The following is a 12,068-nucleotide window of genomic DNA, read 5'->3' as shown; positions in this document are numbered from 1 at the left end:
CATGGCAGAACAGAGCACGCCGACCAACCTCTGGGTCGAGCGCACAGGCACACGTCGCTACACCGGCCGCAGCTCGCGAGGAGCCGAAGTGCTCATCGGGTCCGAGTCGGTCGACGGCGTCTTCACCCCCGGCGAGCTGCTCAAGATCGCCCTCGCAGCGTGCACCGGGATGAGCTCGGACCTACCGCTCTCGCGTCGAATGGGAGACGACTACTCCGCCACCGTCGAGGTGTCGGGTACCGCAGATCGGGAGAACGAGCTGTACCCGGAACTGAACGAGATTCTTCGGGTCGACCTGAGCGAAATGGACCCCGAGGCACAGGAGCGGCTGCTCACGGTCGTCCAGCGCGCCATCGACAAGGTGTGCACGGTAGGCCGGACCCTGAAGGCCGGCACGACTGTCACCCTGGACATCGACGTGGACGCCTGATGAAAGCCAGAGCAGCCGTGGTCGTCACGGGTCTGCTCCTCGGCGCGGCGACCGCCCTGGCTCCCACCGCGGAGGCGTCGAGCACCTGCAGTCCGTGGTCGGTGAGCACGGTGGCGTCGGGATTCGGGATGCTCGAGAATCTGGAGTTCGACGGCCGCGGTTCGATGATCGTCTCCGAGATCTCTCCCATTGGACCCGACGCTCTGCGTACCGTGGCTCCGAACGGTGACCGGGGCACACTCGTTGCCGACGTCGATTCGCCGGGTGGACTGGTCACCGACGGTGACACGCTCTATTTCACGACCGGAAACAGCGCTGCAGCAGGGCTTTTCGATACGCGAACCGGCACCGTCGACACGATCGATCTCGGTACCGGGGTTCGGTCGACGTACGCGTCGGGTCTGGCGATGCCCAACGGGCTGGCGCGGTCGGAGGCCGGCGATCTGTTCACCACCCGGAACCTGGGTGCTGCCGCAGGACTGACCCGGATCGCGACCGATCGCACCGTGTCGACGGTACGTACGGACGTGGGAACGGCCAACGGAATCGGCATCGGCGGCGGAAAGTTGTACGTGGCCAACACGTTCGATCTCGAGACGACGCTCACCGTGCTCGACGAGAACAATCCGTCCGGACCCTCCGAGCGCATTCGCATCGACGGCGTCGGACCGCTCACGATGTCGGACGACCTGACCGTCGGCGACGACGGAACGGTCTATCTCGCACAGAATCTCGCCGGCAGGGTAGTTCGTATCGATCCCGAATCCGGAGCGTCCTGCGTGATAGCCACCGGTGTTCCGCTGACCTCGTCGGTAGCCTTCGGCGGGGTCGGATTCGACGAGACGGCTTTGTACGCCACCAGTTTCGACGGAACCGTCCGAAAGTTGGCTCGCTCGTGAGCGAAGAACGGCTGACGGCGTGGGTGCACGGGCTCGTTCAGGGCGTCGGGTTCCGGTGGTGGACGCGCTCGCGCGCCCTCGAACTCGGACTGGTCGGTCACGCGACCAACCACGCGGACGGACGGGTCCTGGTGATAGCGGAGGGCCCACGTGAGCGTCTCGAGGCACTGCTGGCCTTGCTCCGAGGCGATCGGACGCCGGGCACGGTCACGCTCGTCGTGGAGAGTTGGGACACCGCCCGCGGGGATCTGACGGGCTTCGTCGAACGCTGATCGCCCGTTGCGGACGGCTCGGCGCACATCGCTGCGTACTACCGGTAAAGTACGGACGCTATGTATCTCAAGAGTCTGACGCTGAAGGGCTTCAAGTCCTTTGCTTCGGCGACGACTCTGCGTTTCGAGCCGGGAATCACCTGTGTCGTCGGCCCCAACGGCTCGGGTAAATCCAATGTCGTGGATGCCCTGACCTGGGTGATGGGTGAACAGGGTGCCAAGGCGTTGCGCGGCGGGAAGATGGAAGATGTCATCTTCGCGGGCACCTCGGGGCGGGCCCCGCTGGGCCGCGCAGAGGTCACTCTGACGATCGACAATTCCGATGGCGCACTTCCGATCGATTACTCCGAGGTCTCCATCACTCGGCGTATGTTCCGCGACGGCGCGGGCGAGTACGAGATCAACGGCAGTTCGTGCCGTTTGATGGACGTCCAGGAACTGCTCAGCGACTCCGGTATCGGCCGCGAGATGCACGTGATCGTGGGGCAGGGTCGGCTCGCAGCGATCCTGGAATCGCGGCCCGAGGACCGGCGAGCCTTCATCGAGGAAGCAGCCGGGGTACTCAAGCACCGCAAGCGCAAGGAAAAGGCCGTCCGCAAGCTCGACGCGATGCAGGCCAACCTGGCGCGGTTGACCGACCTGACGACCGAATTGCGCCGCCAACTCAAGCCTCTCGGCAGGCAGGCCGAGGTTGCGCGCCGCGCGCAGACCGTCCAGGCCGACCTACGCGATGCCCGATTGCGACTGGTGGCCGACGATCTGGTGGCCAGGCGCGAGGAATTCGCGAACCAGACCCAAGACGAGGAAGCGGCCCGCGAGCAATACGCGATGGTGCAGGACGCCCTCGAAGCCGGCTCGGTGGCACTCGGCGAACACGAGCAGGCCGTCGCCCGGCTGACCCCCAGTGCCGAAGCGGCCGGGCAGACCTGGTTCCGCCTGTCGGCCCTGGCCGAGCGCGTCAACGCGACGGTGCGCATCGCACACGAACGGGCTCGGCATCTCGACGCCGTTCGATCCACCGGTCGAGGGCAGGACCCGGACGAGCTCGAAGCGCAGGCCGAGCGGGTCGCCGAAGAAGAGATGGAACTCGTCGAAGCAGTCGAGATGGCACGTGAAACCCTCGAGGCGGCACGCGAGCAGCTGGCCGAGCGCGAAGCTGCCGCTGCGGCCGCCGAGCGCGCCCACCTCGCCGCTGTACGCGCGGTGGCCGACCGGCGCGAAGGGTTCGCTCGCCTGTCCGGCCGAGTCGACACCTTCCGAACCAAGGTCGAGTCGATCGACTCGGAGGTGGCGCGCTTGTCGGTGGCCATCGACGAGGCCCGAGAGCGCGGCGAATCGGCTCAGCGTGAGTTCGAGAGCGTGCAGGATCAGATCGGCACGCTCGACGCGAGTGAACTGAGCCTCGACACCCATTACGAACGCGCCGTTGCCGCGCTGCGACATGCCGACGCCCGAGTGACGGAGCTGCAGGCAGAAGAACGCATCGCGGGCAAGAGGGTCGCGTCGTTCGAGGCCAGGATCGAGGCGCTCACGATGGGCCTCGAACGCAAGGACGGTGCCGGGTGGCTGGTGGAGAATCAGCAGGACGGCCTGTCCGGCCTGCTCGCCGGCCATCTCACGGTCGAGCCTGGATACGAGGTCGCGGTGGCAGTGGCCATGGGTCCGGCCGCCGATGCCGCACACGCCGAATCGTTCGACGCCGCGCGGGATGCCGTGCTGGCGCTGCGTGCGGCCGACGGCGGGCGCGCGTCCATCGTGCACGGCAGTGTCGCTGCAGCGCAGTCGTTTTCACGTCCGGAACTGCCGGACGGCGCTCGATGGGTGCTGGACCTGATCGAGTATCCGGACCGGTTGGCCGGAGCCATGGCGGCCCTGCTCGACGGTGTGGTCGCCGTCGAATCGCTCGACGCTGCACACCGTCTCGTCTCCCGTTTCGGTGATCTGCGCGCGGTCACCAAGGACGGCGACGTCGTCGAACCCGGCTGGGTCACCGGCGGCTCGGATCGTCGTCCGAGCACCCTCGAGGTGCAGTCGGCCATCGACACGTCCACCGTGGAGTTGGCGGCGGCAGTCCGCCGCGCGGAGGAACTCGACGCAGCGCTGTCGGGAGCGTTGGACGAACAACGGGACCGGCGCGAATCGGCCGAGCAGGCGCTCGCGGCGCTCAACGAATCCGATGCTGCCATGGCAGCGGTGTACGAGCAGTTGGGCCGATTGGGTCAACTGGCGCGTTCGGCGCATGCCGAGTCGGCGCGATTGACGACGCAGCGTAGCTCTGCCGAGGCCAGCCGAGAAGAAGCGATTGCGCGGCTGGCCGAGCTCGAGGAAAGTCTGCGGACGGCCGAGGACGAACAGTCGGGTTTCGCGGGAGACGGCGAGAGCAGTGACGCAGCGACCACGATGGAACGGGAGATGGCGGCAGCGGCACTGACCGAAGTGCGTGCCGTCGAGGTCGAGGCTCGGTTGAACGTGCGGACCGCCGAAGAGCGCGCACAGTCCGTGCGCGGCAAGGCGGATTCGCTTCGACGGGCGGCGCGAGCCGAGCGTGAGGCCAGGGCGCGAGCCGAGCGTGAGAGCGCGGCGCGTCGGCATGCGGCCGCAGTGGCGGCGGCGGTCGGAGAATCGGGCGAGGAAGTCGCTGCGCGGTTGGCCACGGTCGTGGCAGCCGCTGCCCGTAGGCGAGACGAGCTTTCTGCCGAACGTGCAACGCGCACAATCGAACTCGACAAGGTCAAGGAGCAGGTTCGAGCCCTGCAGGGGCAGCTGGCGTCGATCACCGACGCCGTGCACCGGGACGAGGTGGCCCGCGCCCAGGCCGCGCTGCGGATCGAACAACTCGAGACGACGATTCTCGAGCAACACGGCATCGGCCTCGACGATCTGGTGGCCGAGTACGGGCCCGATGTGGCCCTGCCACCCACCGAACTCGAGATGGCCGAGTACGAGGCGGCCAAGGAGCGGGGCGAGCAGGTGGTGGCACCGGCTCCGATGCCGTTCGACCGCGCCACTCAGGAGCAGCGCGCCAAACGCGCCGAGCGTGACCTCGCGACACTCGGCAAGGTGAATCCGCTCGCTCTCGAGGAGTTCGCCGCCCTCGAGGAGCGCTACAACTTCCTGTCCACCCAGCTCGAAGACGTCAAGTCCGCGCGCAAGGACCTGCTCGGCGTGGTCGCCGACGTCGACGAACGGATTCTGCAGGTCTTCACGGAGGCCTGGCTCGACGTCGAACGAGAATTCACCGGGGTGTTCGCCAAACTTTTCCCCGGCGGCGAAGGACGACTGATCCTGACCGACCCGTCGGACATGCTCACCACCGGAATCGAGGTCGAGGCCCGCCCACCCGGCAAGAAGGTCAAGCGGCTCTCGCTGCTCTCCGGTGGCGAGAAATCGCTGACCGCAGTGGCCATGCTGGTGGCCATCTTCCGCGCCCGACCGTCACCGTTCTACGTCATGGACGAGGTCGAGGCAGCACTGGACGACACCAACCTGCGTCGACTGATCGGACTGTTCGAGCAGCTCCGCGAGAAGTCGCAGTTGATCGTCATCACGCACCAGAAACCGACGATGGAAGTGGCCGACGCGCTGTACGGCGTCAGCATGCGCGGCGACGGAATCACCACGGTCATCTCGCAGCGATTGAACCGAGAACGCGTCGCAGTGGACGCAGTACAGCCGGACCCGACCGAGCCGGATGCGGTCGCTGAATCCGACACCGTCTCCTGAGCAGCGTCCTCCGTGGCTACTGCTTCGGGTAGAGCTGTTCGGCGTAGGACGGACCGTAGTACTCCCGCAGTTCCTCCACCGTTTCGGGAGCCTGAGGAATCAACGCTTTCGTCAGCGTCGCGACGTCGGGGATGGCGTCGGCATCCCAGGACTCGGGCTGCCACAGCTTTGACCGCATGAACGCCTTCGCGCAGTGATGGAACACCTGCTCGATGTCGACGACCAGACACATGATCGGGCGGTGGCCCTTGACCTGCAGTTCGTCGAAGAACGGGGCGTCGGTGACCAGGGAAGCGCGACCGTTGACGCGGAGGGTGTCACCGCGACCGGGGACGAAGAAGTTCAGCCCGACGAACGGGTTCTCGACGATGTTGCGATAGCCGTCCATCCGGCGGTTGCCCGGCCGTTCGGCGAGAGCGATCGTGGCGTCGTCGAGGACGTGCACCAGGCTCCCGGGCGGATCACCCTTGGGCGAAACGTCGCATCGCCCGCTCGCGTCCGAGGTCCCGATGAGGCAGAACGGTGAGGTAGCGAGCCACTGCACGTCCAGAGGGTGCAGCGTGCGCCGGTCCTTGTTGGCGGCTCGGAAGCTCGGCTCTCCGAACATCTCGGTCAGTTCGGCGGCGTCGCGCACCGTGGTCCACTCCATGACCGTGAATGTTATCGACACGGACTTGCGGGCGGGAAGCGCATTTTCACGGTCGGTGCACCACCGGTGACGAACGGACGCGATCGCCTGAGAGGATGTTCCACGTGAGTAACCAAGCGTGGATCATCGTCGCGGCGATCGCTGCCGTCCTGCTCGTCGTCCTCGTCGTCGGGCTGGTTCTCTCCCGTCGCCGGAGAGTGTCCCTCAAGTCGGACGAGGCAGCGCGAATCGAGGGCGCGGCCACCAAGGACAAATCCGGTGGGTACACCGCGGGCAGCGGCTTTTCGTTCAGTCAGGGAACGGCGACAGCCGAGCCTGTTGCCCCGAAGGCCCCCGAGCCCGAGCCGAAGCCGGTCGTGCCGAAGCCTGCCGAGCCGAAGCCGGTCGAGAACATCCCCGTCGAGTCCACGCCGGTCGAGCGGCCGCCGGTGGTACCCACGCCTGAACCGGTCGAATCGGAGACCGTCTGGATCGAACCGGAGGTGTCCGAGCCGGAGGCCCCGGCAACCGATGCCACCGTCGAAGATCCCGTTGCGCCCGAGCGGTCGGTGGCCGACACCGTTGCTCCCGCGCCTCGCCGCTTGGACACCATCGAACCGACCGAGGGACGACTCGACCGTCTCCGTGGCCGGCTGGCACGATCTCAGTCGGCGGTTGGCAAGAGCCTGCTCGGCCTTCTCGGCGGCGGCGATCTGGACGAGGACTCGTGGGAAGAGGTCGAGGACACCCTCCTGATCGCCGATATAGGTTCTGCCACCACCGCGGAGATCATGCGGACGCTGCGTGAGCAGATGGCGGCGCGCAGTATTCGCACCGAAGCCGACGCCAGGGCTCTGCTGCGCGAGATCCTCGTGGCGCAGCTGCACCCCGAGTTCGATCGTTCGATTCGCGCGCTGCCGCACGACGGCGCGCCCGCGGTGTTGCTGGTGGTGGGGGTCAACGGAACCGGCAAGACCACGACTACCGGCAAACTGGCTCGCGTGCTGGTCGCGGACGGGCGGCGGGTGTTGCTCGGTGCCGCCGACACGTTCCGCGCAGCTGCGGCCGATCAGCTGCAGACCTGGGCCGAGCGAGTGGGTGCAGAGGTGGTTCGCGGCAAGGAGGCCGCGGATCCGGCCGCTGTCGCGTTCGACGCGGTGAGCAAGGGGATCGAGAACGGTGTCGATGTGGTTCTGATCGACACAGCGGGACGATTGCACACCAAATCGGGTCTGATGGACGAACTGAGCAAGGTCAAGCGAGTCGTCGAGAAGCGGGCCCACGTGGACGACGTTCTGCTCGTTCTCGACGCAACCGTGGGCCAGAACGGACTGACGCAGGCCCGTGTCTTCGCCGAAATCGTGAACATCACGGGAGTCGTGCTGACCAAGCTCGACGGAACCGCGAAGGGTGGCATCGTTTTTCAGGTGCAGCGTGAACTCGGAGTGCCCGTCAAGCTCGTCGGTCTCGGCGAGGGTGCCGACGATCTGGCACCGTTCGAGCCGGGTGCCTTCGTCGACGCGTTGCTGGGTTGATCTCGACTCGGGGGTAGTTCCCGAACCGGGGCAAAAGCACAAACGCCAGCACGAAACCTTTTTGCAACAGAATTCGGTCATGCGTTCACATGCCCGAAACACCCGAGTGTCACGGATGAAACTTCGTGAAACCACTCTTCTTGCGTAACGGCGCGCCAACCGGTGTGCAGGAGAATGGAGGGTGTACGTGAGTCCCGAGGATATGTTGGCCAACTCCGGCAACGCCGCGTGGATGCTGATGGCAGCATCGCTGGTACTGCTGATGACGCCGGGCTTGGCGTTCTTCTACGGCGGTATGTCGCAGTCGAAGTCCGTGTTGAACATGATGATGATGTCGTTCGGAGCAATGGCCGTCGTCTCGATCATCTACTTCCTGTGGGGATGGTCGATGTCCTACGGAACCCAGGACATCGGCGGTGTCTTCGCCAACCCGTTCGAGTTCTTCGGACTCAAGGATTCGATCACCGATGCCGACGGTAACTACATCGCCGGCGCATGGGGCTACGCCAACGTCATCGACGTGGCATTCCAGGTCACCTTCGCCATCATCACGGTCGCACTGATCAGCGGCTCGATCGCCGGTCGCGTCAAGTACGGCACCTGGCTCGCCTTCGCCGGCATCTGGGTCACCCTCGCGTACTTCCCGCTGGCCCACATGGTCTGGGGCGGCGGACTGCTCTCCGGATCCGAGAACGGTCTGGCGGCGATGATCTTCGGAACTACCGACGACGGTGAGGGCGGGCTCGTAGCCAACGTCGCTCCGATCGACTTCGCCGGTGGCACGGTCGTGCACATCAACGCCGGTATCGCCGGCCTGATTCTGGCGATCATCATCGGCAAGCGCGCAGGCTTCGGCAAGGTCGCCTACCGCCCGCACAACCTTCCGTTCGTCATGCTCGGCGCAGCACTGCTGTGGTTCGGCTGGTTCGGATTCAACGCAGGATCCGCCTTCGCCGCCGACGGCATCGCCGGCGTGGCCTGGGTCAACACCACCGCCGCCACGGCAGCGGCGATCGTGGGCTGGCTCATCACCGAGCGTATCCGCGACGGTCATGCCACCAGCCTCGGCGCTGCCTCGGGCATCGTCGCCGGTCTGGTCGCCATCACTCCGGCCGCAGGCGCACTGACGCCGGTCGGTGCCATGATCCTCGGCGTCATCGCCGGTGTGCTCTCCGCACTCGCTGTCGGACTGAAGTTCAAATTCGGCTACGACGACTCGCTCGACGTCGTGGGCGTTCACCTCGTCGCAGGACTCTGGGGAACGATCGGAATCGGCTTCCTCGCATCCGAGACCGGCCTGTTCTACGGCGGCGACTACAAGCAGCTCGTCGTGCAGATCGTCATCGCACTGTTCGCGCTGGTCTTCACCGCCATCGTCACCGCGGTCGTCGCGTTCGCGCTCAAGCCCCTCGGCTGGCGCGTCTCCGACGAAGAGGAGGCGAACGGCATCGACGAAGCCGAGCACGCTGAGACTGCATATGATTTCGCCTGACAAGGTAGAGATAGACGTGAACGCTGCACCGTACGACAACGGGCACTCGAGGTCTTGTGAAGGGAAGCAAAAATGAAGCTGATCACGGCAATCGTCAAACCGTTCACCCTGGAGGACGTCAAGACGGGGCTGGAGCAGGCCGGCGTACTCGGAATGACAGTCAGTGAAGTTCAGGGATACGGCCGCCAGAAGGGCCACACCGAGGTGTACCGAGGTGCGGAGTACTCCGTCGACTTCGTCCCGAAGGTCCGTGTCGAGGTAGTCGTCGACGACGCCGCTGTGGAGAAGGTCGTCGAGGTCATCGTCGAGGCTGCACGCACCGGCAAGATCGGTGACGGCAAGGTCTGGGTTTCCCCGGTCGACTCGGTCATCCGAGTCCGCACCGGAGAACGTGGCGCTGATGCACTCTGACCCCAAAGGGTCTCGGGCCGTGGGCCCCGGTTCTGGCGCGAAAGCGTCAGGATCGGGGCCTTCGGTCTCCATGGGCTCCGCATCGAAGGGCACGAGCGATGCTGCAGCAGATCTCGCTCGGGCCAGAAAACAATTGCTCGACGGCGGAACGCGCAATCGTCGACTCGATGCACCCTCGCTTCGGCAGGCTCTGGTCGATCTCCACGAGTTCTGGCTGACCACCAAAGGTGCAGAGCTCGGGATCAAACCGGACTCCGGTTTCGCGATCGTCGCCGTGGGCGGTCTTGCTCGACGCGAACTGCTGCCGTACTCGGATCTGGACCTGATACTGCTGCACGACGATCTCGAACCACGCATCGTCTCCGATGTCGCCGACAAGCTCTGGTACCCGTTGTGGGACGCACACATCAAGCTCGACCACAGCGTGCGAACGGTGCCGCAGGCTCTGCAGGTGGCGGCGGCCGACATGACGGCATCTCTCGGAATGCTCGAGGCGCGGCACATCGCCGGCGACGTCGAATTGAGCAACCTCCTCATCGGCGGCGTACGTCGCCAGTGGCGCAACGGTATTCGAGGGCGCTTCGACGAGCTGATCGAGCAGACCCGCGGGCGGTGGTCGCGCAGCGGTGAGATTGCACACCGCGCCGAACCCGATCTCAAGAGCGGCCGCGGAGGGCTGCGTGATGTTCAGTTGCTCGACGCCCTCTCCATCGCACAATTGACCGACGGCATGCCCGGTCTCGGACCCGAATCGCCCGGTGGCGGTTTGGCTTTCGCACACGGACGTCTGTTGGACGTGCGCACCGAACTGCACCGCGTAGCCGGTCGGGCACGGGATCAACTGCGCGCCCAGGATGCCGACGAGATCGGTGCCGCGCTGCGGATCGGTGACCGCTTCGATCTCGCTCGCGTACTGAGTGATTCGGCCCGCACCATCAGCTACTCGGTCGACGTCGGACTGCGCACTGCCGGCAATTCGCTTCCTCGAAAGGGTCTTTCACGCCTCCGTCGAGTTCCGGTCCGGCGGCCCCTCGACGAGGGGGTCGTCGAACATGCCGGCGAAGTCGTTCTCGCCCGCGACGCTCGACCCAACAAGGACCCCGGCCTGATCATGCGCGTCGCCGCCGCCTCGGCGCAGACCGGAATGCCGATGTCGGCCTCGACCCTGAACCGACTGTCCGACAGTGCTCCCGAGCTCCGCGAGCCCTGGCCGAAGGAAGCCCTCAACGATCTGCTCGTGTTGCTCGGATCGGGTCGCAAAGCCATCGCGGCGATCGAAGCTCTCGATCGAACCGGTCTGTGGGGCAGGCTCATTCCGGAATGGGGTGCGGTCCGCGATCTGCCGCCACGAGATGCCGTGCACACGTGGACAGTCGATCGGCACCTGGTCGAAACTGCCGCCTACGCAAGCGCATTGACCACCCGAGTTGCGCGTCCGGACCTGTTGGTGCTCGGCGCGCTGATCCACGACATCGGCAAGGGACGCGGCGGCGACCACAGCGTCGTCGGAGCCGATCTGGCCATCCAGATCGGCAACAGGCTCGGACTGTGGCCGTCCGACGTGGCACTGCTGACGTCGATGGTGAGATACCACCTGCTGCTGCCGGAGACCGCTACCAGACGCGACCTCGACGACCCCGCAACCGTGCAAGCCGTCGTCGACGCTCTCGGTGCCGACACCATCCTGCTCGAGCTCCTCCACGCACTGGCAGAGGCGGATTCGCTCGCCACCGGACCGGGGGTGTGGGGCGATTGGAAGGCCTCGCTCATCCGCGAGCTCGTGCGCCGTTGCCGATTGGTGATGGCGGGGGAGAGTCTGCCCTCTCCGGATCCACTCGACCCTGCGCACGTCGAACTCGCGTCGCGGGGAGGCGTCCATGTCGACATCGCGCCGACCGACGGGCTGCACACCTTCGTCGTCACCGTCATCGCCCCCGACACACCCGGGCTGCTCTCCGACGCCGCGGGAGTTCTCGCACTGCATTCGCTTCGCGTTCTTTCGGCCTCCCTCGGAAGTCACGAGGGATCGGCGATCAACTCGTTCGACGTCGCGCCGCTCTTCGGATCCCCGCCACAGGCCGGTCTCCTGCGGCAGGAAATCATCCGAGCCCAGGCCGGCGAACTCGACCTCGTCGCCGTGCTCGACGCCAAGGAACGCGACGCCAGAGCCGAAACCGTCGACGACGATTCCGAGGATTCTGCAGTCCCGGTTCTCTACGCCCAAGCCCCGCCTCGGGTGCTGTGGTTCGACGACAACGAACCGGGTCAGGTGGTGCTCGAGCTACGAGCAGAGGACCGGCTCGGTCTGCTCTGCCGACTGGCCAGCGCGATCGAACAGCAAGGATCGGACATCCGGTGGGCCCGCGTCTCGACCCTGGGTAGCTCGGTGGTCGACTCCTTCTGCATCGACCTTGCGGGAGCCGACAGCAGGGCGGTTCGCGAGGACCTCGAGCGCGCGATCCTCGCGGTGGTGCCTGCCCCGGAACCACCCAAGCCCCCGGAAAAGCCCGAAGGCACCTGACCGCGGGTCGGAATGCGAGAGCAGACCGACTCGCGCTGGTGACTATTCACGAACTTCCGGCCACCGGGCCTGCCGCCGATGCCGATTTGTTACATTCGTCCCAGACGCAGAAACGACACTCTCGACCGTTCGAGCGACCTCCACACTGCTCGAACCA

The 12,068-nt window shown here is 66.0% G+C and carries 9 protein-coding genes; 8 read left to right on the top strand and 1 reads right to left on the bottom strand.

Annotation, left to right across the window (positions count from 1 at the left end; genetic code table 11):
- Position 1 precedes the first annotated feature (1 nt).
- Genes QM615_RS03080 through smc form a run of 4 tightly spaced genes read left to right on the top strand, consistent with a single transcriptional unit; the run spans position 2 to position 5,324 of the window.
- Complete coding sequence (locus QM615_RS03080) at positions 2 to 430, top strand: OsmC family protein (RefSeq protein WP_283346998.1); 429 nt, start codon at positions 2 to 4, stop codon at positions 428 to 430.
- On the top strand, positions 430 to 1,329 hold the full coding sequence (locus QM615_RS03075) for an SMP-30/gluconolactonase/LRE family protein (protein ID WP_269593612.1): 900 nt from the start codon (positions 430 to 432) through the stop codon (positions 1,327 to 1,329). The genes QM615_RS03080 and QM615_RS03075 overlap by 1 nt, the downstream gene beginning before the upstream one ends.
- A complete protein-coding gene (locus QM615_RS03070; RefSeq protein WP_149405555.1) occupies positions 1,326 to 1,601 on the top strand; it encodes an acylphosphatase in 276 nt (91 codons plus the stop codon). The genes QM615_RS03075 and QM615_RS03070 overlap by 4 nt, the downstream gene beginning before the upstream one ends.
- 60 nt (positions 1,602 to 1,661) lie before the next feature.
- Positions 1,662 to 5,324 carry a chromosome segregation protein SMC gene (smc, locus tag QM615_RS03065; protein ID WP_269593613.1) on the top strand — a complete coding sequence of 1,221 codons (3,663 nt, stop codon included), beginning with the start codon at positions 1,662 to 1,664 and terminating at the stop codon, positions 5,322 to 5,324.
- Positions 5,325 to 5,340: 16 nt separating this feature from the next.
- Here the strand turns inward: smc and QM615_RS03060 are convergent, their stop codons facing one another.
- A complete protein-coding gene (locus QM615_RS03060; protein ID WP_269593614.1) occupies positions 5,341 to 5,973 on the bottom strand; it encodes an MSMEG_1061 family FMN-dependent PPOX-type flavoprotein in 633 nt (210 codons plus the stop codon).
- A gap of 104 nt (positions 5,974 to 6,077) precedes the next feature.
- Between QM615_RS03060 and ftsY the strand changes: the two genes are divergently transcribed.
- From ftsY to QM615_RS03040, 4 genes are all read left to right on the top strand, one after another.
- Complete coding sequence (gene ftsY, locus QM615_RS03055; protein ID WP_411567292.1) at positions 6,078 to 7,487, top strand: signal recognition particle-docking protein FtsY; 1,410 nt, start codon at positions 6,078 to 6,080, stop codon at positions 7,485 to 7,487.
- 202 nt (positions 7,488 to 7,689) lie between these two features.
- Positions 7,690 to 8,979, top strand: coding sequence for an ammonium transporter (locus tag QM615_RS03050; protein WP_269593726.1), 1,290 nt, complete (start codon positions 7,690 to 7,692; stop codon positions 8,977 to 8,979).
- A gap of 72 nt (positions 8,980 to 9,051) precedes the next feature.
- A complete protein-coding gene (locus tag QM615_RS03045) occupies positions 9,052 to 9,390 on the top strand; it encodes a P-II family nitrogen regulator (protein ID WP_019664269.1) in 339 nt (112 codons plus the stop codon).
- Positions 9,380 to 11,911 (top strand): [protein-PII] uridylyltransferase, encoded by a 2,532-nt coding sequence (locus tag QM615_RS03040; RefSeq protein ID WP_269593616.1) that lies wholly within the window; start codon positions 9,380 to 9,382, stop codon positions 11,909 to 11,911. The genes QM615_RS03045 and QM615_RS03040 overlap by 11 nt, the downstream gene beginning before the upstream one ends.
- The last annotated feature ends 157 nt before the right edge of the window (positions 11,912 to 12,068 follow it).

Source organism: Rhodococcus sp. IEGM 1341 (assembly GCF_030056895.1).
Taxonomy (GTDB): domain Bacteria; phylum Actinomycetota; class Actinomycetes; order Mycobacteriales; family Mycobacteriaceae; genus Rhodococcoides.
Note: the sequence above shows the minus strand (reverse complement) of the source record. Positions and strands in the feature narration are given on the sequence as shown.

Bases quoted from the DNA above. Each gene is read 5' to 3' on its own strand.
- QM615_RS03045 (WP_019664269.1), top strand. From the start codon at position 9,052: ATGAAGCTGATCACGGCAATCGTCAAACCGTTCACCCTGGAGGACGTC.
- QM615_RS03060 (WP_269593614.1), bottom strand. From the start codon at position 5,973: ATGGAGTGGACCACGGTGCGCGACGCCGCCGAACTGACCGAGATGTTC.
- QM615_RS03050 (WP_269593726.1), top strand. From the start codon at position 7,690: ATGTTGGCCAACTCCGGCAACGCCGCGTGGATGCTGATGGCAGCATCG.
- smc (WP_269593613.1), top strand. From the start codon at position 1,662: ATGTATCTCAAGAGTCTGACGCTGAAGGGCTTCAAGTCCTTTGCTTCG.
- QM615_RS03075 (WP_269593612.1), top strand. From the start codon at position 430: ATGAAAGCCAGAGCAGCCGTGGTCGTCACGGGTCTGCTCCTCGGCGCG.
- QM615_RS03080 (WP_283346998.1), top strand. From the start codon at position 2: ATGGCAGAACAGAGCACGCCGACCAACCTCTGGGTCGAGCGCACAGGC.
- QM615_RS03040 (WP_269593616.1), top strand. From the start codon at position 9,380: ATGCACTCTGACCCCAAAGGGTCTCGGGCCGTGGGCCCCGGTTCTGGC.